Below are 22,150 nucleotides of genomic sequence, written 5' to 3'. Positions count from 1 at the left end.
TGCGCGCCGTACCGGCACCCGGCGGGGTACTGCCGGCTAGTCGGTGAGCCGGACGACCTCGTCGTCGGTCAGCACCGTCCGCGGCACCCGGTTCGCGTCCCGGGCGAGCCGGACGGCGCGGTACAGCGGACGTTCCTCGAGGCTCGCGCCGCGAGCCTCCGCCCGCAACTGCGCGATCAGCGCCGTCGACATCGCCACCGCCGGGGCGAGCTCCCCGGAGACCAGACCGTCGGCGAGCGACCGCAGCGCCAGCACTTCGAGTTCGCGACCGCCGTCGTCGGTGTACAGCGCCAACGGGACCGTGACGGCGCGGCTGCCGTCACCGACCTTCAGCGCCACCTGCGACACCCGTCCACTGCGCACCAGCAGTTCCGCGCTGACCGCCTGCGCGACGTCCACCGACACCGTCCGGACACCCGAGTGCGCGTGAATCACCGTGCCGGTCATCCACATTCGCCGCCGCGTCGCGAGAAGGGCCGACACGGCGGTGGGCACGGCGATGAGGGCGCCGACGACCAGCGCCACCGTCAGGGACGTGAACAGGCCGACGACCGCCCCGACCACGACACCGAACACCACCGCACCGACGGCGAGGCGCCGCAGCCGGGGCGCGATCAGGTGCGTGGGGACGAGATCCAGGTCGACGGAACCGGCGTCACCGGCCCGCAAGGACCGCACCCACCTCCGCGACAACGGAATCCAGCGGAACCTGACGCTGATCACCGGTCGACAGGTCCTTGACCCCGATCACGCCGTCGGCGAGGTCACGCTCACCGAGCACCAGGGCCAGTTGCGCACCGGACCGGTCGGCGGCCTTCATCGCTCCCTTGACGCCACGGCCGCCGTACGCCATGTCGACGCGGATCCCCGCCGCGCGCAGCTGCGCGGCGACCACGACCAGCCGGCTCTTCGCCTCGTCGCCGAGCGGCACCCCGAACACCTCGCAGCGCGCCGGCGTGCCCGCCGACTTGCCCTCCGCCTGCAGCGCCAGGATGGTGCGGTCCACACCGAGACCGAACCCGATGCCGGACAACGGCTGACCGCCGAGTTGTGCCATCAGGCCGTCGTAGCGGCCGCCACCACCGATACCGGACTGCGCCCCGAGACCGTCGTGCACGAACTCGAACGTCGTCTTCGTGTAGTAGTCCAGGCCGCGCACCATCCGCGGATTGATCGTGTACGCAACACCCAGCGCGTCCAGGTGCGCGAGCACCTCGTCGAAATGGGCCTTCGCCTCCTGCGACAGGTGGTCGAGCATCAGCGGCGCGCCGGCGGTCATCTCCTTGACATGGGGACGCTTGTCGTCGAGCACGCGCAGTGGGTTGATCTCCGCGCGGCGCCGCGTGTCCTCGTCGAGGTCGAGACCGAACAGAAACTCCTGCAACAACTCCCGGTACTGCGGACGGCAGGTGTCGTCGCCGAGGGAGGTGATCTCCAGCCGGAAGCCCTCCAGGCCCAACCCGCGGAACCCGGCGTCCGCGATCGCGATCACCTCGGCGTCGAGGGCCGGGTCGTCGACGCCGATCGCCTCGACACCGACCTGCTGCAGCTGCCGGTACCGGCCGGCCTGCGGTCGCTCGTACCGGAAGAACGGGCCCGAGTAGCTCAGCTTGACGGGCAGCTGGCCGCGGTCGAGCCCGTGTTCGATCACCGCGCGCATCACGCCGGCGGTGCCTTCGGGCCGCAGGGTCACCGACCGGTCGCCGCGGTCGGCGAAGGTGTACATCTCCTTGCTGACGACGTCGGTCGACTCGCCGACACCGCGCGCGAACAGTCCGGTGTCCTCGAAGATCGGCAACTCGATGTGCCCGTACCCGGCCAGGCGGGCCGCACGGGTCAGACCGTCGCGGACGGCGACGAACTCGGCCGACACCGGGGGAACGTAGTCGGGAACCCCCTTGGGGGCGGAGAAGGCGGTGGTGCTGGGCTTGCTCACGTCTCTACCTTTCCTCACCGCTCGTCGGACAGTCCAACCAGGAACGGGTTCGAGGCCCGCTCCTGACCGATCGACGTGGCGCCGCCGTGGCCGGGCAGCACCGCCGTCCCGTCGTCGAGGACGAGCAGCTTCGCCGCGATCGACGCGAGCAGCTGCTCGTGGTTTCCGCCCGGCAGGTCGCTGCGGCCGATCGAACCGGCGAACAGGGTGTCGCCGGTGAGGGCGATCTGCACCGGCCCCTGGTCGGTGTCGGCGGTCGTCCGCAGGACGACCGATCCCTGGGTGTGCCCCGGGGTGTGGTCGACGGTGACCGTGATCCCGGCGAGGTCGAGGACGCCACCGTCGGCGAGCTCGATCACCTCGGACGGTTCGCGGAACTCGGCGTCACCGATCATCGCGGACAGCGCCGACCCCGTCCCCCGCAGCGGATCCGACAGCATGTACCGGTCGTCGGGGTGGATGTAGGCCGGGACGCCGAACTTCTCGCACACCGGCTCCACGGACCAGGTGTGGTCGAGGTGGCCGTGCGTCAGCAGCACCGCGGCGGGCGTCAGCGACTGCTTGCCGAGGAACTCGAACAGCGGCTCCGCCGCGTTCTGGCCGGGGTCCACGACGAGGCACTCGCTCGCGCCGTCCTGCGCGAGGATGTAGCAGTTCGTCTGAAAGGCGCCGGCCGGGAATCCGGTGACGAGCACGGGCGTCGCTCCTGAGGGTGGTGGGGTGAGTGGTACCCGCACAGCCTATGCGCCCGGGTGTGAAGGTGTTTCACAGGTTCGAATGGCACACTCGTTCACCGACTATTTCGACGTCGGAGCCCGGCGTCGTCGTGTGGGCACAGAAACCGGAGGTAAGCAGCAGTGCCAAGCAATGAGCAGCGTCGGCAGGCCGCGAAACGCAAGCTCGAGCGGCAGCTCGAGCGCCGCGCCGAGCGGGCCCGCAAGCACAAGCAGATGACGATCGGCGCGGCCGTGCTCGGCGTGGTCCTCGTCGTCGCGGCCGGCGCTCTCGTGTACGGCCTGACCGGCTCCGACGACAGTTCGGACGCGTCGACGGAGGCTGCCGCGACCCAGGAGTCGACCGCAGGCACGATGCCCACCGGCCGTGCGCAGGCGCTGCCCGCGTCCGTCGACTGCACCTACATTCCGGACGGCCAGACCCCGTCCAAGCCGGCCACCCTGCCTGCGGCGAGCGCGGTCTCCGCCGAGGGCACCGTCACCGTGAACATGGTGACCAACCAGGGTCCGATCGGTCTGAACCTCGATCGCGCCGAGTCGCCGTGCACCGTCAACAGCATGGTCAGCCTGGCGCAGCAGGGCTACTTCAACGACACCCCGTGCCACCGCCTGAGCACGACCGGCCTGAAGATCCTGCAGTGCGGCGACCCGTCCGGTCAGGGCACCGGCGGCCCCGGCTACGGATTCGTCAACGAGTTCCCGACCGACCAGTACGGCCCGGACGACGCGAACGCCCAGCAGCCGGTGACCTATGCGCGCGGCACGATCGCGATGGCGAACACCGGTCAGCCCGGCAGCAACGGCAGCCAGTTCTTCCTGGTGTACGACGACTCGCCGCTGCCGCCGCAGTACACGGTCTTCGGCACGATCTCCGACGAGGGCCTGGCCACGATCGAGAAGGTCGCCGCGGCAGGCGACGACGCGTCGATGTCCGCCGGCGGCGGAAAGCCGAACACCCCGGTGCAGATCCAGACCGCTACCGTGGCGGCATGATGCGCACCTCCACGATCCGCACGCTCCTCGCCGCGACCGGCGTCGGACTGGCGCTCGTCGCCACCGCCTGCTCCTCGTCCGACAACGAGAGCGGCGGGACGGCGTCCGCGACGCCCTCGGCGACCCGGACGACGCAGCAGGCGCCAGACCTCTCCGCGTACCCGGCGCTGCCCGCCGCCCCCGCCCCGTCCGCGGCGACGGTGTCGTGCGAGTACCCGTCGACACCGCAGCAGCCCCCCAAGCCGGTGAAGGCCCCGACCACCACGGACGTGTCGACCTCGGGCAGCGCGGCCGTCACCCTGACCACGTCGCAGGGCCCGATCGGGTTGCAGCTCGACCGCGGCCAGGCGCCGTGCACGGTGAACTCGTTCGTCTCCCTTGCGCAGCAGGGCTACTTCGACGACACCCCGTGCCACCGACTGGTGACCAGCCCCGGCCTGCAGGTCCTGCAGTGCGGCGACCCGACCGGAAAGGGTTCCGGCGGCCCCGGCTACCGGTTCGCCAACGAGTACCCGACGACGTTGTTCGCCGCGAACGATCCGGCGGGCCAGCAGGGCATGCGGTACCCGCGCGGCACCGTGGCGATGGCGAACTCGGGTCCGGGCGGCACCAACGGCAGCCAGTTCTTCCTGGTGTACGAGGACTCGGTCCTGCCCCCGCAGTACACGGTCTTCGGCACGATCTCCGACGAGGGCCTGGCCACGATCGAGAAGGTCGCGGCCGCCGGTGACGACGGCTCGATGTCCGCGGGTGGCGGCAAGCCGAACACCCCGGTGCAGATCCAAACCGTCACCGTCGGCTAGGGCATGTCTGACAATCTGCGAGTCCAGGCGATGACCGTGTTGAGGACGACCGCTGCTCGGTAGACGATCGCGAGTTTGTCGTACCGAGTGGCCAGGCCGCGCCACTGTTTCAGATGGCTGAACCGGCGTTCGACTACGTTGCGGCCGCGGTAGTCGACCGGATCGAAGGCCGGTGGTCGGCCACCACGCGGTCCGCGTCGACGGCGGTGGCCGGCCTGATCGGACGGTTCGGCGATGACCGCACCGATCCCGCGGCGGCGCAGCAACTCCCGGTTGGCGCGGGATGAGTACGCCTTGTCGCCGCGGACCCGGTCCGGGCGGGTCCGCGGCCGTCCACCACCGACGCGGGGAACGCGCAGGTGGTCGAGCAGGTGCGGGAATGCCGGGCTGTCGCCGGACTGTCCTGGTGAGACGAGCACCACCAGTGGCAGTCCGTGGCCGTCGACGAGGTGATGGATCTTCGTCGACAGGCCACCGCGGGAGCGGCCGATCGCGTGGTCAGGCGGCTCGCTCCGTGGATTCGTGTAATTCGACCCAGCCCCCTGTGTGGCGGGTGACGTTCGTGGCGTGCTGGTGCGCGCGGGCGATCGTCGAGTCGACCGACACCGCCCAGTCGATCATCCCGGCCGCGTCGGCGACGGCGAGGAGCCGTTCCAGAACCTGGTCCCAGGTGCCGTCACCAGCGAGGCGGCGATGCCAGGTCCAGATCGTCTGCCACGGCCCGAACACCTCCGGCACATCGCGCCATGCGATCCCGCACCGGTATCGGTACACGATGCCCTCGATCATCGCCCGCGCATCGGAGAACGGCCGGCCACGTCGGCCCGTCCGCACCGGCAGCAAGTCCGCGATCGACTCCCACTGCTCGTCCGACAGCACCTGAAACCGCGTCATCTGAACAGCTTCACACGCAACGGTTCACATGTTTGTCAGACACGCCCTAGCTGCCGGCCGCACCGGGGAACGCACCAGGTAACGTCGCCGACCTGATCTCCGCGCTGAGGATCTGATGCGTGACGCCCGATTGGACACTCCCGGTCGGGCGTCACGCCTCAGAATTTCCCATTACTAATTGAGTCAGTGCTGCCAGAGCCTTATGTCTCCTGCCGCCAACTCGGCCGCCGCCGAGGCAAGATGCCTGATCACCTGATCTGTGTTGCCCGCGGAACCGCACCAATCCTTCAGCTTCACATCCGCGTCCAGACTTACGGTCCCGATGACCTCACACGTACCGTTTTCATTGATACACACAGGAACAGCAACCACCGACGACAGGTTCTCCCGCACCTTCACGCCGCTTTTCGAATTCACCCGGCGGGTAACATTCGACTTCACAATTCCCCCTTGATTGAATGCCTTCACTATCGCGAAATCAGCGGTAGTTGCATCCCGAAGCGATATGGGTCGGAAATCGTCGAAAAGTTCGGGACCAACGAAGGCCAGAGGCTGCAGTTCGCTACGCTCGGCGTCGACAAGGTGACATCCGCCTCGCACCCGTCCGGTATTCGTGTCGGTCCAATCACACGGGATTGCGAGGGCACGAATCACCGCTTCCATCCCCTCCTCCATTGCCGACCGAATCCGGTCCCGTGATTTCGAGACCGTGGCGGCTCCGACGGAGACCTGAATCACCAGCAGTACCCCGATCGGAACAAGCAACAGCAAGAACCACGCCCCCCGATGCGCCGTGCTCAGCCCACCAAACCACCCGCCGAGCGCGAGGGTAATAATCTGCGTGCACACCAACACCGGCTTCTTGTGGGTGTATGCCCATGTTCGCGTGCCGTCCCATCGTGCTCGCCTACCCATCATCCCTCCTCAGACTGAAGGCGTTCGGCAGAAGTTCCGGGACCGCGAACGAGACCCCGATCTGACAGATCCAAATGCGACAGTCTGGAGCCAGCTCCGCAAGCCACTGCCGACATATCCCGCATGGAACCATCATCGACACCGGGGAACCCTTGGCGACGTCTGGGAAGTAGAGCGCCAGCCCCGTTGCGGGACCCGCGCCCGCGATTCTCGCCGCAGACAATGCGACGCGCTCGGCGCACACACCCGCGGGAAGAGTCGCGTTTTCCATATTCGCGCCCTTAAAGACACGCCCGTCTGCAAGCACGGCGGCCCCAACTCGGAAGTTCGAGTACGGCGCGTACGCGTGCGATGCAGCTTCACGCGCCGCACTGCAGAGATCAGCCCACATCCCGCACCGCCCATGGGGAGATTTGGAGTCGACATTCAGAGTTTCGGAACGCACACCTGCGGCGATACTTGGCCTCTACCCACGTAGATAGACCTGCGTGTCGATAATCGTAACCGTGACGACCAATGCTTCTCAACACATTTCGTTCCGGAACCGATGCCAGGGCAACCGCTTCGACTGCTGCCCGGCCTTCTGGCGAGGAGGTGGGGCTGAGATGGGGTCCGTTGTTCAGGCGGCACTTGTGGTGCGGTACACGTCGTAGACGCCCTCGACGTTGCGCACCACGTTGAGCACGTGACCGAGGTGCTTCGGGTCGCCCATCTCGAACGTGAACTTGCTGATCGCGACCCGGTCCCCGGACGTGGTCACGGACGCGGACAGGATGTTGACCTTCTCGTCGGCGAGGGCCTTCGTCACGTCCGACAACAGCCGGTGCCGGTCGAGGGCCTCGATCTGGATCGCGACCAGGAACACCGACGAGGCCGACGGGGCCCACTGCACCTCGATGATCCGCTCCGACTGGTCCCGCAACGACTTGGCGTTGGTGCAGTCGGTGCGGTGCACGCTGACCGCGCCGCCGCGGGTCACGAACCCCATGATCTCGTCGCCCGGCACCGGGGTGCAGCACTTGGCGAGCTTGGCGACGGTGCCCTCGGCACCCGGAACCAGCACACCCGAGTCGGTGCCGCGCCGCGGACGCATCGGCATCGTCGACGGCGTCGCCCGCTCGGCGAGCTCGTTCTCGACGTCACCGACACCGCCGAGGTGCGCGACGAGCCGCTGCACGACGTGGTGCGCGGAGACATTGTGCTCGCCGACCGCGGTGTAGAGCGCGGAGACGTCGGCGTACCGCAGTTCGTGCGCGATCGCCGCCATCGACTCGGCGTTCATCAGGCGCTGCAGCGGCAAACCGCCGCGGCGGACCTCCTTCGCGATCGCGTCCTTGCCGGCTTCGAGGGCCTCTTCGCGGCGTTCCTTCGCGAACCACTGGCGGATCTTCGCCTTGGCCCGCGGCGACACCACGAACGTCTGCCAGTCCCGGCTCGGTCCGGCGTTCATGGCCTTGGAGGTGAACACCTCCACGACCTCGCCGTTCTCGAGCGTGCGTTCCAGCGCGACGAGGCGGCCGTTGACGCGGGCGCCGATGCACCGGTGCCCGACCTCGGTGTGCACGGCATACGCGAAGTCGACCGGCGTCGACCCGGCGGGCAGGGTGATCACGTCGCCCTTCGGGGTGAAGACGAAGATCTCCTTGACCGCGAGGTCGTAGCGCAGCGACTCGAGGAACTCGCCCGGGTCGGCCGCCTCCCGCTGCCAGTCGAGCAGCTGGCGCATCCACGCCATGTCGTCGACCTCGGCGGCGTCGCCGGAGTGCTTGCCCTTGGTCTCCTTGTACCGCCAGTGCGCGGCGATGCCGAACTCCGCGGTCCGGTGCATGTCGCGGGTGCGGATCTGCACCTCGAGCGGCTTGCCCTCGGGCCCGATGACCGTGGTGTGCAGCGACTGGTACACCCCGTACCGGGGCTGCGCGATGTAGTCCTTGAACCGGCCCGCCATCGGCTGCCACAACGAGTGCACGACACCGACCGCGGCGTAACAGTCGCGGATCTCGTCACACAGGATCCGGACGCCGACGAGGTCGTGGATGTCGTCGAAGTCGCGGCCCTTGACGATCATCTTCTGGTAGATCGACCAGTAGTGCTTGGGCCGGCCCTCGACGGTCGCGCTGATCCGGGACGCGGCCAGGGTCGCGTTGATCTCGGCCCGCACCTTCGCCAGGTAGGTGTCGCGGGACGGCGCCCGGTCCGCGACCAGCCGCACGATCTCCTCGTACTTCTTCGGATGCAGGATCGCGAAGGACAGATCCTCGAGTTCCCACTTGACGGTCGCCATGCCGAGCCGATGCGCAAGCGGCGCAATGACTTCCAGTGTCTCGCGGGCCTTGCGGGCCTGCTTCTCCGGCGGCAGGAACCGCATCGTGCGCATGTTGTGCAGCCGGTCCGCGACCTTGATCACGAGCACCCGCGGGTCGCGGGCCATCGCGATGATCATCTTGCGGATCGTCTCGGCCTCGGCCGCGTTGCCGAGCACCACCTTGTCCAGTTTGGTGACACCGTCGACGAGGTGCGCGACCTCGTCACCGAAGTCGTCGGTCAACTGCTCGAGCGAGTAGCCGGTGTCCTCCACGGTGTCGTGCAGCAACGCCGCGACCAGGGTGGTGGAGTCCATGCCGAGTTCGGCGAGGATCGTCGCGACCGCCAGCGGGTGGGTGATGTACGGGTCGCCGGACTTGCGCTTCTGGTGCGCGTGCCGTTCCTCGGCGACGTCGTAGGCGCGCTGCAGCGTCGCGAGATTCGCCTTCGGGTACAGCTCGCGGTGGATCGCGACGAGCGGCTCGAGGACCGGCTTGATCTGTGCGTTGCGCGTCGCGGTGATGCGCCGCGCGAGCCTGGCCCGGACCCGCCGGGACGCCGACGTCGGGACGGCCGGCGCGGACGCGTCGGCCGGCGTCGCTCCCCCGGATCCCGACCTGTCGAGGTTCTGCGTCATATCCGTCACCTCCCACCGAATCGAACACTCACCCGAGCCAACTTTAGTCCTCAGATGGTGAGCAACGAGGTCACCGGGTGCCCCGCCACGCGGGCGCGCCCGCCGAGTGCCGTGATCTCGAGGACCACCGCGACACCGACGACCGTCGCACCGGCCGCTTCCAGGAGTTCCGTCGCCGCGCCGAGGGTCCCCCCGGTGGCGAGGACGTCGTCGATCACCAGGACCCGCCGGCCGTGCAGGTCGATGCCGTCGGCCGGGATCTCCAGCGTCGCGGTGCCGTACTCGAGATCGTAGGAGCGGCCCAGGACCGGCGGCGGCAGCTTGCCCGCCTTGCGGACCGCGAGCACACCCGCGCCGAGGGACCGCGCGACCCCGGCGCCGAGCAGGAACCCGCGGGCGTCGATGCCGGCGATCAGGTCGGCGCCGGCGCCGACCGAGACCAGCGCGTCGATCACGTCCCGGAACGCGTCCGCGTCGGCGAACACCGGCGTCAGGTCCGCGAACCGGACCCCGGGCTCGGGGAAGTCGTCCGCCCAGCGGATCAGCCGGGCCACGTCGGCGGACGCGGTGGCGAGAGGGTTGTCGGCTGCGGCCGGGGCGGCCGATGTCGGGTCGGTGTTCACCGAAGGAGTATCCACCGGTCCATGTTCCACCCGGCCCCCGCAACGGTCGGATTCGGTACCGCGGCGTGCATGCCGGACGCGATCGACGTCGCGCGCGGGGCGTTGAACAACGGGATCGACGGCAGGTCCGACCAGAGGATGCGCTCGGCCTCGGCCGTCAGGTTCAGCCGGCTGCCGTCGGAGGTGTCCACGGCGAGTTGGTCGGCGATCTCGGTGACCCGGGCGTTGCGGTAGTTGCCGATGTTGGTGCCGTTCCCGATCGCCAGCGAGAACGCAGGCGGCACCACCGAATCCGCCCCGCCTGCACCCTGCACCGAGGCGGTCCCGCCGAGAACGGCGTCGAGCTGGCCGGCGCCCAGCGCCCCCGGTCCGTAACCCGGGGTGCCCGCGTCCTGCACCGTGATGCCCGCCGGCGCGCAGGCCGCGGCGATCGCCGCGACGATCTGCGCCCGCCGCGCGTCGGGCGCCAGGTAGCCGACCCGGACGGTGATCGCGCCCTGCCCGGACGCCGCCAGCGCGCTCTTCGCGGCCCCGACATCGGGCTGCAGGTAGCGGTCGCCGACGACCCCGGCGGCGGTCGGGTAGATCAGCATGTCGGGCTGGGCGATCCGCGAATTCAGCACGCCCGAACCGAGACCCGACGAGTGCTCGTAGCCGGGATGGCCGAACGTGTCGAACAGCTCCTGCCGCGGCACGCACGACGCGAACGCCCGGCGCGCGTCCACGGACGCGAACACCCCGCCGGTGGCGAGGACCAGCTGTTCGCTGCTGCGGGACGGCTGCGTCACGGTCGTGTACCCGTTGCCCGGCTGCAGGCCGTCGATCGCGCCGGCGCCGACGTCGATCACGTCGAGGTCACCGGCGCCGAGACGGGCCGGGAGATCGGAGCCACGCGGCCACACGACGATCCGGTCGGTGCCGGGCTTGTTGCCCCACCACCGCTCGTTCGCGACGAGGACGAGTCCTCCCTCGTCGGTGACGGAGTCCAGACGGTACGGCCCCGAGGACGGGAACAGCGCCGGATCCGCCTGTCCGGGAACGAGATTCCACCCGGTGTTCCAGAACGCGGCGAGCCGGCCGATCGCGTCGGCGTCGCCGGAGCCGATCGCCGCGACCACGTCGGGCACGTTCGCGGCCCGGCCGGCGACGTGCGAGGGCATCAGCGCGGTGGCTCCGAACAGCGCCCGCCACTCCGCGAACGCACGCCCCGGCTTGAACACGACGGTGGCGTCCTTGGTTCCGGTGCGGCAGTCCACCCGGTCGATGTCCGAGTACCCGGCCCGGCTCGCGGACTGGAACTGCGGGAACCGGCCGCTGCCCGCAGCCCAGGTCAGCACGAGGTCGTCGCAGGTGACCGGGACGCCGTCCGAGTAGACGGCGTCGGGGTTGAGCCGGTAGTTGACCGTCAGCGAGTCACCGGGGGCGGTGAGGGCGGTGCCGACGTCACCGTCGGACAGTGCGGTGCCCTCCGGCCCGATGTAGCTGAGCCCGGTGAGCACCCGGACGAAGGCCTGCCGGGCACCGCTCGCCGCACCGTCGACGGTGTTGGCGTTGTAGCTGGTGACGACGTTGTCGATCCCGTACCCGATCGAGGGGACCTGGTCCTCCTGCGACGAACACGCCGCCCCGGCCGCGACCAGTGCGAGCGCGGTGCCGGCTGCCCAGACTCGTCCAACTCTGCTCCGGCCACCACGACCCGCACTGCTCCACATCTCTACTGCCTCTTCTTGTTGCGCTTTCCGGTCGGCCGAACACCCGGCTGGGGCGCCGCACCCGGACGGCGTGCCGCACTGGCCGCCGACTCCGCTCCCGAGCCTGCCAGGGCCGCGGCCGAATCCGCGGCCGACCCGCCGCGCGGGGCGGCCCGGCGCGCGAGCACCTTGCGGGTGTGCGCGGACACCGGTCCCCACCGCTCCTTGATCGAGACGAGCATCGGGGTCGCGAAGAAGATCGACGAGAACGCGCCGACGATGATGCCGACCAGCTGCACCACCGCGAGGTCCTTCAACGTGCCGACGCCCAGCAGGCCGACCGCGACGACGAGGAGGCCGATCACCGGCAGGACGCTGATCACCGTCGTGTTGATCGACCGCATCAACGTCTGGTTCACCGCCAGGTTCGCCTGTTCCGCATAGGTGCGGCGGGTCGTGTGCAGCACACCCCGGGTGTTCTCCTCCACCTTGTCGAACACGACGACGGTGTCGTACAGCGAGAAGCCGAGGATGGTCAGCAGGCCGATCACCGTCGCCGGCGTGACCTCCAACCCGACCAGCGAGTACAGGCCCGCGGTGACCACCATGTCGAAGAACAGGGCCACGATCGCGGCGATCGCCATGTCCCGTTCGAAGCGGATCGCGATGTAGACGCTGACGATCACCAGGAACACCACGAGGGCGATCAGCGCCTTCTTGGTGATCTGACTGCCCCACGTCTCGCTGACGTCCGCGACACTGATCGCGTTCTTGCTCGGTACGCCGTTCTTGTCCTCCGGGTGGAAGGCCTCGAAAAGCGCGTTCTGCAGATCCGCGGTCTGCCGGATGTCGAGAGCCTCCGACCGGATCTGGATCGTGGCGCTGTCGCCGGAGCCGACGGTCTGCACCGACACCGGATCGGTGCCGATGGTGTCGCTGTAGACCTTCTCCACCTGTTCGGTCGTCGCGCCGGTGGCGGCCGGGAACTGGATCCGCGAGCCGCCCTCGAAGTCGATGCCGAGCGAGAAGCCGCGGAAGATCATGCTGGCGATCGAGATCAGCACGACCGCGGCGACGATGCCGTAGTAGACCTTGCGCTTGCCGACGACCTCGAACGCACCGGTGCCGGTGTACAGCCGCGACAGCAGACCGTGCTGCGGCAGCGCCGGCTGGTCGACGGTGCCGGAGATGTCCGTGCTGTTGCTCATGTTCAGGCCTCCTTCGCCTGCGACGCGACGGCACCGGCCGCGGCCTTGCGTTCACGCGCCACCTGGGTGACCGCACCGAGGCCGTTGACGCTCGGCTTCGACCAGAACTCCGACTTCGACGCCAGGTGCACCAGCGGGTGCGTCACCAGGAACACGACGACGACGTCGAGGATCGTCGTCAGTCCGAGGGTGAACGCGAAGCCGCGCACCTGCCCGACCGCGAGGACGTACAACACGGCGGCGGCGATGAAGCTGACCGCGTTGCCGGACAGGATCGTTCGGCGCGCCCGGGTCCAGCCGCGCGGGACCGCGGACCGGAACGTGCGGCCCTCGCGCATCTCGTCCTTGATGCGTTCGAAGTAGACGACGAACGAGTCGGCCGTCATGCCGATGCCGATGATCAGACCGGCGATGCCGGCGAGGTCGAGGGTGAAGCCGATGTAGCGGCCGAGCAGCACCATGATCGCGTAGACCAGGACACCGGACAGGATCAGCGACAGCGCGGTCAGGATGCCGAGCATCCGGTAGTAGACCAGGCAGTACAGCAGCACCAGCACCAGACCGATCGCACCGGCGATCAGGCCGGCCTGCAGCGACGCCAATCCGAGTGTCGCCGAGACGGTTTCGGCCTCGGACGCCTGGAACGACAGCGGCAGCGAACCGTACTTGAGGGTGTTCGCCAGCTCCTTCGCGGTCGAGGCGGTGAAGTTGCCGGTGATCGACGTGGCGCTACCGGCCGGGGTCGCACCCTGGATCACCGGAGCGCTGACCACCTTCGAGTCGAGGGTGAACGCGGCCTGCTTGCCGATGTTCGACGCGGTGAACTGCGCCCACGTGTTGCTGGCGTCCGACTTGAACGTCAGGCTCACCTCGTGGCGGGCCTGCTGCGAGTTGAAGGCCGAGGTCGCGTCCGCAATGTCCTGGCCGTCGATGATGCTCGGGCCGAGCAGGTAGACGGTGGTGCCGTCCGTCGAGCACGCGACCAGCGGCAGCGCCGGGTCGTCGTTGCCCGCCAGCGGGTCGTTCGCGGTGCAGTCCAGCGTCGCCATCGCCTGCTGCTGCACGGCCGGATCGGTGCTCTGCCGGGTCGCCTTCGCGGCCTGGATCTCGGTGGCCGTCTCGTCGGCCTGCGTCCCGCCCTCGCCCGGCGCCGGCGCCGGGGCCGGGGCCGGGGCCGGGGCCTCGGAGGTGGCCGGTGCCTGCGCCGGGAACGGCCGGTTCTGCGGGGCCGGAGCCTCGGCGGCCGGGACGGGTGCCGGTGTCGTCGGGGCCGGGGCGACCGGGGCCGGCGCCTGGCCGGACTGCGCCTGCGTGTTCGCCGACACCTGCGACCCGAGGACCGGACGGATGTACAGACGCGCCGTCTGGCCGAGGGTGCGAGCCTGCGCGCTGTCGTCGCCGGGCACGGTGATCACCAGGTTGTCGCCGTCGACGACCACCTCGGAACCGGACACGCCGAGACCGTTGACGCGGGTCTCGATGATCTCCTGGGCACGACGCAGGCTGTCCTGGCTCGGCCGACTGCCGTCCGGGGTCCGCGCGGTCAGGGTGACCCGGGTGCCGCCCTGCAGGTCGATACCGAGCTTCGGGGTCGGGGACTTGTCCCCGGTGAAGAAGACGAGCGCGTACAGCGCGGCGACGATCAGCCCGAAGATCACGAGCGAACGCGCAGGCCTGACGGCTCCGCTGGGTGATGCCACGATCCGTAGTTCTCCTAGTGCCGGTGCCGTGCGGATTCCCCGCCCGACACGCGACCGCTGCCGAGTGGGCTCACTCGGCAGCGGGTGCGGTCAGTTCATTCCTTGTCGAGGCGATGCTGCGTCTGCTCGGGGGTCTCGTCGATCAGGGCCGACTCGTCTCCGTCGGCGTCGACCACCGCGCCCTCGTCGGCCACGTCGTCGGCGACACGCTCGCGGACGACCATGCGCGCCCAGGTGGTCACGACGCCGGGGGCGATCTCGAGGTCGACCGTGGTGTCGCCGAGCGCGGCCACGGTGGCGTGCAGCCCCGCCGTGGTCATCACGCGGTCACCGATGTTCAGCGAGTCCTGCAGCTCGGTGGTCTTCGCCATCTCCTTCTTCTGACGGCGGATGCCGAGGAACATCGGCACCAGCAGGGCGAGAATCAGGAGCGGGAACAGCAATTCCATCGTTGAAGTCAGTCCTCGGGGGTTGTCCGTGCCTCCGGTCCCGTGCGGACCGGCTCAGTACACAGTGTGCCACTACTCCTACAGGCCATGCTGCGGTTCGTTGACCCGCACGTCGATTCCCCCGGCCGCGGCGTCCGGCGGCGGTGTCAATCCGAGCTGTTCCCAGGCCGCGGCCGTGGCCACCCGGCCCCGCGGCGTCCGGGCGACCAGCCCCGCTCGGACCAGGAACGGCTCGCAGACCTCCTCGACGGTGCTCGACTCCTCCCCGACCGCGACGGCCAGGGTCGACACACCGACCGGCCCGCCACCGAAACTGCGGACCAGCGCGCTGAGCACGGCGCGGTCGAGGCGGTCGAGGCCGAGTTGGTCGACGTCGTACACCGCCAGCGCGGCGCGTGCGATGTCACGGGTGACGACGCCGTCGGCGCGCACCTCCGCGAAGTCGCGGACCCGGCGCAGCAGCCGGTTCGCGATCCGCGGGGTGCCGCGCGACCGCCCGGCGATCTCGGCGCTCGCCTCCTCCCCGAGCCGGACCCCGAGAATCCCCGCCGACCGCAACAGGATTCGCTGCAGTTCCGGCGGCTCGTAGAAGTCCATGTGCGCGGTGAACCCGAACCGGTCCCGCAGCGGACCGGTCAGCGCACCGGACCGCGTCGTCGCGCCGACGAGGGTGAACGGGGCCACCTCCAGCGGAATCGACGTGGCACCCGGCCCCTTCCCGACCACGACGTCGACCCGGAAGTCCTCCATCGCCAGGTACAGCATCTCCTCGGCGGGGCGGGCGATGCGGTGGATCTCATCGATGAACAACACGTCGCCCTCGACGAGGTTGCTCAGCATCGCGGCCAGGTCACCGGCCCGCTCCAGCGCGGGCCCGGACGTCAGCCGCAGCGAGGTGCCCAGTTCGGCGGCGATGATCATGGCCATCGACGTCTTGCCCAGCCCGGGCGGCCCGGACAGCAGGATGTGGTCGGGGGTGCCACCACGCTTCTTCGCGCCCGCGAGCACCAGCTGCAGCTGCTCCCGCACCCGGGGCTGGCCGATGAAGTCCTCGAGGGACGTCGGGCGCAGGCTCGCCTCGATGTCCCCGTCCCCGCTGAGCAGGTTCGCCGAGACCGGCGACTCCGCCGGATCGACGACGTCCTCGTATTCGGTCACCTGGTCTTACCCAACAGGGCGAGAGCGGACCGCAGCGCACGCGAGGTGTCCGCCCCGGGGTCGGCGGCCAGCACCGAGTCCGTCGCCGGTTCGGCCTGCTTGAGCGGGAAGCCGAGGCCGACGAGCGCCTCGACGATCTGATCGCGAATCGGCCCCGCGGTGGCCGCGGCGGCGGGCGAACCGGGCGCGACGGGCACGGCCTCGACCTTGTCACGCAGTTCGACGACCATCCGCTCGGCGCCACGCTTGCCGATGCCCGGTACCCGGGTCAGCGCGGTGACGTTGCCCTCGGCGAGCGCCTTGCGCAGCGCCTCCGGCTCCAGCACCGCGAGGATCGCCATCGCGAGCCGTGGCCCGACCCCCGACACCGTCTGCAGCAGACCGAACAGGTCCCGCGACTCGGTGTCGTGGAAGCCGTACAGCGTCATCGAGTCCTCGCGGACGATCATCGCCGTCACCAGTCGGGTCTCGGTGCCGCGCTGCAGCGTGGACAGCGTCGCGGGGGTCGCGTTGAGCCGATAGCCGACACCGGCGGCCTCGAGCACCACGTGGTCGAGTGCGATCTCGAGCACCTCGCCGCGGACGGACGCGATCATCGGGTACCTGCCTTCTTCAACCGGGTCTTGTTCAGTTCGGCCAGCCGGGACTCGTACCGACGCTTCTGCTCGGCGGCCGCGGCCTCGGCCCGGGCCATCCGCGCCAGCATCGGGGCCCGCCAGCAGTGACAGATCGCCAGCGCCAGCGCATCGGCGGCGTCCGCCGGCTTGGGCGCCTGCTGCAGTCCGAGGATGCGGGTCACCATCGCGGTGACCTGGGCTTTACCGGCCGTTCCGCTGCCGGTGACGGCCGCCTTCACCTCGCTCGGGGTGTGGAAGCAGACCTCGATGCCACGCCGCGCCGCGGCCAGCGCGACCACGCCACCGGCCTGCGCGGTGCCCATCGCGGTGCGGACGTTGTGCTGGGAGAACACGCGCTCGATCGCGACCACCTCGGGCCGGTGCGTGTCCATCCAGTACTCCGCGGCGTCGGAGATCCGCAGCAGCCGCTCGGCGAGCGGCAGGTCCGGGGGTGTGCGGACCACGTCGACGTCGAGGGCCGTCACGGTCCGCCCGGAACCGCCGTCGACCAGGCTGATGCCGCATCGCGTCAACCCCGGGTCGACACCCATCACGCGCACACCCGCCACCTTCCCTCGAAACCGCCCGCCGGACTACGAACAGCTGTTCGAGAGTCTAGCGGGCGGGACCGACAGGACCGGGCTGCGACACGAACGGGCCGGCGGTGCGCCGGGCCGTGGGACGGCGGTGCTCAGCGGGGCACGCTCGTGCGCACCGCGTCGAGTCCGCGACCGCCGGCCAGCGCGGCCCCGATCGCCTCGATCCGGTCCGCCGACGCACGCCAGCCGCGGACCGCCTCCTCGTGCACGACGCTGCCGTCGCGGCGGACGACGACGATCCACGGCGCACCGAAGAGCACCCGAACCACGACCCACACCGGCAGCAGCGCGAGCAGCAGCAGGAACTCGAGGCCCACCACCAGTGCCAGCACCAGGACCGGGAGCATCAGGATCACGAGCACGATCCCGATGATCGCGCTGATCGGGTCGTCGCCCAGGGAGATGCCGTCGAAGTCGGGACCCCAGTCGGGCACCGAGGTCCGCCGCCGCCACGGCAGCCACCGTCGCCGGACGCTCCACCGCACGTCCTGGTCATCGCGGAGTCGCACGGAACCCGCTCAGGCGTCGAGTTCGGCGAGGACCTCGTCGGAGACGTCGACGTTGGTGTAGACGTTCTGCACGTCGTCGGAGTCCTCGAGGGCGTCGACGAGCTTGAACACCTTGCGCGCGCCGTCGGCGTCGACCGGCACCTCGACCGAGGCCCGGAAGTCCGGGTCCGCCGAGTCGTAGTCGATGCCCGCGTCGACGAGCGCGGTGCGCACGGCGATCAGGTCGCCGGCCTCGGCGACGATCTCGAACTGGTCGCCGAGGTCGTTGATCTCCTCGGCGCCGGCCTCGAGCACGACCTCGAGGATCTCGTCCTCGGAGCGGCCCGCCTTGTCCAGCACCACGACGCCCTTGCGGGTGAACAGGTACGACACCGAACCCGGGTCGGCCATGTTGCCGCCGTTGCGGGTCATCGCGGTACGGACCTCACCGGCGGCGCGGTTGCGGTTGTCGGTCAGGCACTCGATGAGCACCGCGACACCGTTCGGGCCGTAGCCCTCGTACATGATGGTCTGCCAGTCGGCGCCGCCGGCTTCCTCGCCGCCGCCGCGCTTGCGGGCACGCTCGATGTTGTCGTTGGGGACCGAACTCTTCTTCGCCTTCTGGATGGCGTCGTACAGCGTCGGGTTGCCGGCGGGGTCACCGCCACCCGTCCGGGCCGCCACCTCGATGTTCTTGATCAGCTTCGCGAACATCTTGCCGCGCTTGGCGTCGATCACGGCCTTCTTGTGCTTGGTGGTGGCCCATTTGGAGTGGCCGCTCATACGTGAATTCCCTCTTCCCGGTGTGTCGTGGTGCGCCCGCAGCAGCGAGGCAGCCACGGCGGGAAGCACACAGTAGCGCCAGTTTACCCGCGGGCAGCGACGGCATCGCGAACCATGCCGACGAACAGTTCGTGTATCCGCCTGTCGCCGGTGACCTCCGGGTGGAACGAGGTGGCGAGCACGGCGCCCTGCCGGACCGCCACCACCCGGCCCGCGGCGGGCCCCCCGGGCACGGTGGCGAGCACTTCGACACCCTCCCCCACCCGCTCGACCCACGGGGCACGGATGAACACCGCGCGCATCGTTCCGCCCTCGACTCCGGTGACGTCGAGGTTCTCCTCGAAGGAGTCGACCTGCCGCCCGAACGCATTGCGGCGGACCGTGATGTCGAGGCCGGACAGGCACTGCGCGTCGGGCCGGGTGTCGAGGATCTCGGACGCGAGCAGGATCATGCCCGCGCACGACCCGTATGCCGGCATTCCGGCGGCCAACCGTTCCCGCAGCGGTTCGAGCAGGTCGAACACGACGAGCAGCCGGCTCATCGTCGTCGACTCGCCGCCCGGGATCACCAAGCCGTCGACGGCGTCCAGTTCGGATCGGCGCCGCACACCGATCGCGTTCACCCCGGACGCCTCCAGCGCGGCGAGATGCTCACGCACATCGCCCTGCAGGGCGAGCACGCCGATGGTGGGGGTCACGGTGACGTCGGTCCGGTCGAGGGTGTCGAGGCTGGTCTGCACAGCCCGAGGATACGGACGGCGCCGCGCCGAGCTCCCGTCAGGATGCTCGGACCTCGTCGAGTTCGCTCGGTTGCCACTCCTTGTCGAACCACGGCTGCAGCGGCCCGTACAACCGGAGCATCGGGAACCAGCTCTTGCCCGGGACGGTCTGGATCCAGTTCGACTCCTTCCCGCTCGGCGCGGTCGGGCCGAACCAGAGCACGGTCGACCCGTCGGGTTCCGTCGCGACGGTTCCGGACAGGCTCATCAGGCTCGGGTACGGGTTGTCGGTCTGGAGCAGTGACCTCGTCTGCGTGTCGTAGACGTCGACGGACCAGAAGTTCTTCGCCGGCGGGTTCGGCGGCAGCGTCAGCCGGTAGGTCTTCCCGCCGTCGAGGATCCGGCCCTGTGCGTCCTCGGCGGTGTACGCGTACGCGGATCCGGCGCCGACCTGTGCGTGGGCCATCGCGGGCGTGATGACGGTGGCGAAGTAGTGGAACCGGGTCCGCGCGTCGAGCAGGCGGGCGTGGCCCGCGAGGAACTCGTGGCTGCCGCCGACGAACGCCTCCTTCCACGAGGAATCCTCGAACACGAAGCCCTCCCGGTTGCGCGGGAAGTACACGAGTGCGCGACTGATTCCGGCGGCGGTTCTCGCGGCGGTGTCGAGGATCGCGCGCAGCCGGTCGTCGGGGGCGAAGGTCCGACCGTGCCGGATGCCGATCGCCGCGAGCTGCCCGGCGCGCTCGGGGTCGATCGCGTCCGCGGGCTCCTCCTGAACCAGTTCGTCGACCTCCTCGAAGAACGAGAAGTCGTTCGCGTGCACCGTGTTGAACGTCAGCTCGGCGAGGTTGACGAAGCGGGGCTCCGGCGGACTCGCCGCGTCCGACAGCCGGTAGACGCGGGTCTGCTTGATCGCCTCGACCCCGCCGAGCGCGCGGAGCACGACCCAGTTGGTGAACGTGGGCGTCCGGTACACGAAGTAGCCCTCCGGTTCCGCACCGTCGTAGCCGGGCGGCAGGAAGAGGTACTTGCCGCCCGCACCGCGGTCGGGACCGGCGATGCCCATGTCGGCGACGTAGCGGAACCAGAAGTCGTCGACCACGCACAGCGACTCCGTCGGCGGCTCGATCACCACGGGACCGTCGTGGAGGTCGATGAACATCGTGGCGTACGTGGTCTCGGTGTTCGGAGTCAGGAAGTAGCTGCCGGAGTTGGCCCGGGGCTCGGTGATCCCGATGACGCCGAGTCCGTCGATACCGACGCTGCGCAGCCCCCGCCGCATCGCGACCAGCGACGCGCCGGGCACGGCATTCAGGAACACCTCGACGCCACGGAGGTGGTCGAGACCGTCGTACAGGTTCCGGGTGGTGTCGGGTCGCGGCACACCGTCGAAGAACTCGAACGTCCCGATCGGTGTGGTGATGCGGTCCGGGACGCCGATGCCCTCCAGCGCCCGGGTCAGGTCGGCGGCGGGTTCGGTCACGTGGATCTCCTCGCGGACAAACGGATCTGGGTGGACGCCACCGACGCTAGGAGATCCGATCGCGGGAGGCCTCACCCGAACGGGGTGAGGGACGCCGGCGAGACGGCGGGGGCGCCTACTCGCGCATCAGGCGGGTCAGGCCCTCCTGCACGACGGCGGCGACGATCACGCCGGAGCGGTCGAAGATGCGACCCTGGGTCAGCGCCCGGCCGAACCCGGCGGACGGCGACGACTGGTCGTACAGCAGCCACTCGTCGGCGCGGAACGGGCGCAGGAACCACAGCGCGTGGTCGAGCGAGGCCTGCTGCACCCGGACGCCGGCGTGCGGCACCTGCGCCGATCCGAGCAGGGTCATGTCGGACATGTACGCCAGCGTGCAGATGTGGAAGACCGGGTCCTCGGGCAGGGTGCCGCGGTACCGGAACCACACCTGCTGTTGCGCAGGCACCCCGGGCCGCCGGGAGATCGACTCCTGCGGGACGAACCGCAGGTCCCAGTCGGACCACTCGCGGAACTCCCAGGACAGCTCCTCGCCGACGGCCTGCGCGGTGTCCGGAAGATCCTCCGGGTCGGGCACCGGCGGAATCCGGTCGGCGTGCTCGATGCCGGCGTCCCCGACGTGGAACGACGCCGACATCGTGAAGATCGCCTGCCCGTCCTGCACGCCGGTGACTCGGCGGGTGCAGAAGGATCGGCCGTCGCGGATCCGGTCGACGAGGAACACGGTCGGGATCGTCGGGTTGCCCGGCCGCAGGAAGTACCCGTGCAGCGAATGCACCCGATACTGGGGTTCGACCGTGCGCACCGCGGAGACCAGGGCCTGACCCGCGACCTGACCACCGAACGTGCGGGTCAGCATCGTGTCCGCCACGATCCCACGGAAAATGTCCTTCTCGAGCTGCTCGAGTTCGAGAATCTCTTCGATCGACGACATGTCGTCACCCCTTCCGGCCGCGGTCAACGTAGCAACGCGACGGCCCCGCGGCCGGGAGGACTCGCGCGCGTGCGCTCGCCTGCCGGTGCGGGGCCGTCGTCGGTCGGTGCTGTGCCGTCACCAGCCGCGTTCGGCGAGCCGGTGCGGCTGCGGGATCTCGTCGACGTTGATACCGACCATCGCCTCACCGAGACCACGGGAGACCTTCGCCAGCACGTCCGGATCGTCGAAGAACGTGGTCGCCTTCACGATCGCCGCGGCCCGCTCGGCCGGGTTCCCGGACTTGAAGATGCCCGAGCCGACGAACACACCCTCGGCACCGAGCTGCATCATCATCGCCGCGTCCGCCGGCGTCGCGATACCGCCCGCGGTGAACAGCGTCACCGGCAGCTTGCCCTCCTTGGCGACCTCGACGACCAGCTCGTACGGCGCCTGCAGCTCCTTGGCCGCCACGTACAGCTCGTCCTCGCTCATCGACGTCA

The 22,150-nt window shown here is 69.7% G+C and carries 23 protein-coding genes; 2 read left to right on the top strand and 21 right to left on the bottom strand.

What is annotated here, in order from left to right:
- Nucleotides 1–36: 36 nt before the first annotated feature.
- Genes ABD951_RS02435 through ABD951_RS02425 form a run of 3 tightly spaced genes read right to left on the bottom strand, consistent with a single transcriptional unit; the run spans nucleotide 37 to nucleotide 2,631 of the window.
- Nucleotides 37–669, bottom strand: coding sequence for a hypothetical protein (locus ABD951_RS02435; RefSeq protein ID WP_345341759.1), 633 nt, complete (start codon nucleotides 667–669; stop codon nucleotides 37–39).
- The gene (gene hisS, locus ABD951_RS02430; RefSeq protein WP_345341756.1) at nucleotides 656–1,936 is read right to left on the bottom strand and encodes a histidine--tRNA ligase; all 1,281 of its coding nucleotides are present in this window, start codon (nucleotides 1,934–1,936) and stop codon (nucleotides 656–658) included. The genes ABD951_RS02435 and hisS overlap by 14 nt, the downstream gene beginning before the upstream one ends.
- Before the next feature lie 14 nt (nucleotides 1,937–1,950).
- Nucleotides 1,951–2,631, bottom strand: a complete 681-nt coding sequence (locus tag ABD951_RS02425) for an MBL fold metallo-hydrolase (RefSeq protein ID WP_345341754.1) — start codon at nucleotides 2,629–2,631, stop codon at nucleotides 1,951–1,953.
- A 162-nt stretch (nucleotides 2,632–2,793) separates the two neighbouring features.
- On the opposite strand from ABD951_RS02425, the gene ABD951_RS02420 reads away from it, so the two are divergent.
- Together ABD951_RS02420 and ABD951_RS02415 are read left to right on the top strand one after the other, a co-directional pair.
- Complete coding sequence (locus tag ABD951_RS02420) at nucleotides 2,794–3,663, top strand: peptidylprolyl isomerase (RefSeq protein WP_345341752.1); 870 nt, start codon at nucleotides 2,794–2,796, stop codon at nucleotides 3,661–3,663.
- Entirely contained in the window at nucleotides 3,660–4,466 is an 807-nt protein-coding gene (locus ABD951_RS02415) for a peptidylprolyl isomerase (RefSeq protein ID WP_345341750.1), read from the top strand. The genes ABD951_RS02420 and ABD951_RS02415 overlap by 4 nt, the downstream gene beginning before the upstream one ends.
- Here the strand turns inward: ABD951_RS02415 and ABD951_RS02410 are convergent.
- From ABD951_RS02410 to ABD951_RS02325, 18 genes are all read right to left on the bottom strand, one after another.
- A protein-coding gene (locus ABD951_RS02410) for an IS5 family transposase (RefSeq protein ID WP_345341748.1) occupies nucleotides 4,463–5,360 on the bottom strand; the annotation gives its coding sequence in 2 pieces (ribosomal slippage) (nucleotides 4,463–5,015 and nucleotides 5,014–5,360; 900 coding nt in all). The genes ABD951_RS02415 and ABD951_RS02410 overlap by 4 nt on opposite strands.
- A 183-nt stretch (nucleotides 5,361–5,543) precedes the next feature.
- Nucleotides 5,544–6,209, bottom strand: a complete 666-nt coding sequence (locus ABD951_RS02405) for a hypothetical protein (protein ID WP_345341746.1) — start codon at nucleotides 6,207–6,209, stop codon at nucleotides 5,544–5,546.
- A 58-nt stretch (nucleotides 6,210–6,267) separates the two neighbouring features.
- A complete protein-coding gene (locus ABD951_RS02400) occupies nucleotides 6,268–6,666 on the bottom strand; it encodes a cytidine deaminase (RefSeq protein WP_345341744.1) in 399 nt (132 codons plus the stop codon).
- Nucleotides 6,667–6,894: 228 nt separating this feature from the next.
- On the bottom strand, nucleotides 6,895–9,216 hold the full coding sequence (locus tag ABD951_RS02395; protein ID WP_345341742.1) for a RelA/SpoT family protein: 2,322 nt from the start codon (nucleotides 9,214–9,216) through the stop codon (nucleotides 6,895–6,897).
- Between the two features lie 50 nt (nucleotides 9,217–9,266).
- The gene (locus ABD951_RS02390; RefSeq protein ID WP_425569759.1) at nucleotides 9,267–9,770 is read right to left on the bottom strand and encodes an adenine phosphoribosyltransferase; all 504 of its coding nucleotides are present in this window, start codon (nucleotides 9,768–9,770) and stop codon (nucleotides 9,267–9,269) included.
- Nucleotides 9,771–9,835: 65 nt separating this feature from the next.
- Nucleotides 9,836–11,551: an ABC transporter substrate-binding protein gene (locus ABD951_RS02385; RefSeq protein ID WP_345341738.1), complete on the bottom strand. Its 1,716-nt coding sequence runs from the start codon at nucleotides 11,549–11,551 to the stop codon at nucleotides 9,836–9,838.
- A gap of 2 nt (nucleotides 11,552–11,553) precedes the next feature.
- Nucleotides 11,554–12,738 carry a protein translocase subunit SecF gene (gene secF / locus ABD951_RS02380; RefSeq protein ID WP_345341735.1) on the bottom strand — a complete coding sequence of 395 codons (1,185 nt, stop codon included), beginning with the start codon at nucleotides 12,736–12,738 and terminating at the stop codon, nucleotides 11,554–11,556.
- A gap of 2 nt (nucleotides 12,739–12,740) precedes the next feature.
- Nucleotides 12,741–14,438 carry a protein translocase subunit SecD gene (gene secD, locus ABD951_RS02375; RefSeq protein ID WP_345341733.1) on the bottom strand — a complete coding sequence of 566 codons (1,698 nt, stop codon included), beginning with the start codon at nucleotides 14,436–14,438 and terminating at the stop codon, nucleotides 12,741–12,743.
- Nucleotides 14,439–14,533: 95 nt separating this feature from the next.
- Entirely contained in the window at nucleotides 14,534–14,887 is a 354-nt protein-coding gene (gene yajC, locus ABD951_RS02370; protein WP_345341730.1) for a preprotein translocase subunit YajC, read from the bottom strand.
- 78 nt (nucleotides 14,888–14,965) lie between these two features.
- Nucleotides 14,966–16,045: a Holliday junction branch migration DNA helicase RuvB gene (ruvB, locus tag ABD951_RS02365; protein WP_345341728.1), complete on the bottom strand. Its 1,080-nt coding sequence runs from the start codon at nucleotides 16,043–16,045 to the stop codon at nucleotides 14,966–14,968.
- Nucleotides 16,042–16,641: a Holliday junction branch migration protein RuvA gene (ruvA, locus tag ABD951_RS02360; protein ID WP_345341726.1), complete on the bottom strand. Its 600-nt coding sequence runs from the start codon at nucleotides 16,639–16,641 to the stop codon at nucleotides 16,042–16,044. The genes ruvB and ruvA overlap by 4 nt, the downstream gene beginning before the upstream one ends.
- Entirely contained in the window at nucleotides 16,638–17,222 is a 585-nt protein-coding gene (gene ruvC, locus ABD951_RS02355; protein WP_345341724.1) for a crossover junction endodeoxyribonuclease RuvC, read from the bottom strand. Before ruvC ends, ruvA begins: the two co-directional genes overlap by 4 nt.
- Nucleotides 17,223–17,353: 131 nt before the next feature.
- A complete protein-coding gene (locus tag ABD951_RS02350; RefSeq protein WP_345341722.1) occupies nucleotides 17,354–17,770 on the bottom strand; it encodes a hypothetical protein in 417 nt (138 codons plus the stop codon).
- A gap of 9 nt (nucleotides 17,771–17,779) precedes the next feature.
- The gene (locus ABD951_RS02345; RefSeq protein ID WP_345341720.1) at nucleotides 17,780–18,532 is read right to left on the bottom strand and encodes a YebC/PmpR family DNA-binding transcriptional regulator; all 753 of its coding nucleotides are present in this window, start codon (nucleotides 18,530–18,532) and stop codon (nucleotides 17,780–17,782) included.
- An 83-nt stretch (nucleotides 18,533–18,615) separates the two neighbouring features.
- The gene (gene pdxT, locus ABD951_RS02340; RefSeq protein WP_345341719.1) at nucleotides 18,616–19,272 is read right to left on the bottom strand and encodes a pyridoxal 5'-phosphate synthase glutaminase subunit PdxT; all 657 of its coding nucleotides are present in this window, start codon (nucleotides 19,270–19,272) and stop codon (nucleotides 18,616–18,618) included.
- Nucleotides 19,273–19,309: 37 nt separating this feature from the next.
- Nucleotides 19,310–20,734: a DUF1254 domain-containing protein gene (locus ABD951_RS02335; RefSeq protein WP_345341718.1), complete on the bottom strand. Its 1,425-nt coding sequence runs from the start codon at nucleotides 20,732–20,734 to the stop codon at nucleotides 19,310–19,312.
- A 115-nt stretch (nucleotides 20,735–20,849) separates the two neighbouring features.
- On the bottom strand, nucleotides 20,850–21,668 hold the full coding sequence (locus tag ABD951_RS02330; protein WP_345341716.1) for an acyl-CoA thioesterase: 819 nt from the start codon (nucleotides 21,666–21,668) through the stop codon (nucleotides 20,850–20,852).
- Nucleotides 21,669–21,785: 117 nt separating this feature from the next.
- The coding region (locus ABD951_RS02325) for a beta/alpha barrel domain-containing protein (RefSeq protein ID WP_486374947.1) at nucleotides 21,786–22,150 on the bottom strand (365 nt) is incomplete at its 5' end.

Source organism: Rhodococcus olei (assembly GCF_039540555.1).
Lineage (GTDB): Bacteria > Actinomycetota > Actinomycetes > Mycobacteriales > Mycobacteriaceae > Rhodococcus_G > Rhodococcus_G olei.
Note: the sequence above shows the minus strand (reverse complement) of the source record. Positions and strands in the feature narration are given on the sequence as shown.

Bases quoted from the DNA above. Each gene is read 5' to 3' on its own strand.
- ruvA (WP_345341726.1), bottom strand. From the start codon at position 16,641: ATGATCGCGTCCGTCCGCGGCGAGGTGCTCGAGATCGCACTCGACCAC.
- secF (WP_345341735.1), bottom strand. From the start codon at position 12,738: ATGAGCAACAGCACGGACATCTCCGGCACCGTCGACCAGCCGGCGCTG.
- ABD951_RS02385 (WP_345341738.1), bottom strand. From the start codon at position 11,551: ATGTGGAGCAGTGCGGGTCGTGGTGGCCGGAGCAGAGTTGGACGAGTC.
- ABD951_RS02345 (WP_345341720.1), bottom strand. From the start codon at position 18,532: ATGAGCGGCCACTCCAAATGGGCCACCACCAAGCACAAGAAGGCCGTG.
- yajC (WP_345341730.1), bottom strand. From the start codon at position 14,887: ATGGAATTGCTGTTCCCGCTCCTGATTCTCGCCCTGCTGGTGCCGATG.
- ABD951_RS02400 (WP_345341744.1), bottom strand. From the start codon at position 6,666: ATGTGGGCTGATCTCTGCAGTGCGGCGCGTGAAGCTGCATCGCACGCG.
- ABD951_RS02415 (WP_345341750.1), top strand. From the start codon at position 3,660: ATGATGCGCACCTCCACGATCCGCACGCTCCTCGCCGCGACCGGCGTC.
- ABD951_RS02330 (WP_345341716.1), bottom strand. From the start codon at position 21,668: ATGTCGTCGATCGAAGAGATTCTCGAACTCGAGCAGCTCGAGAAGGAC.
- ABD951_RS02395 (WP_345341742.1), bottom strand. From the start codon at position 9,216: ATGACGCAGAACCTCGACAGGTCGGGATCCGGGGGAGCGACGCCGGCC.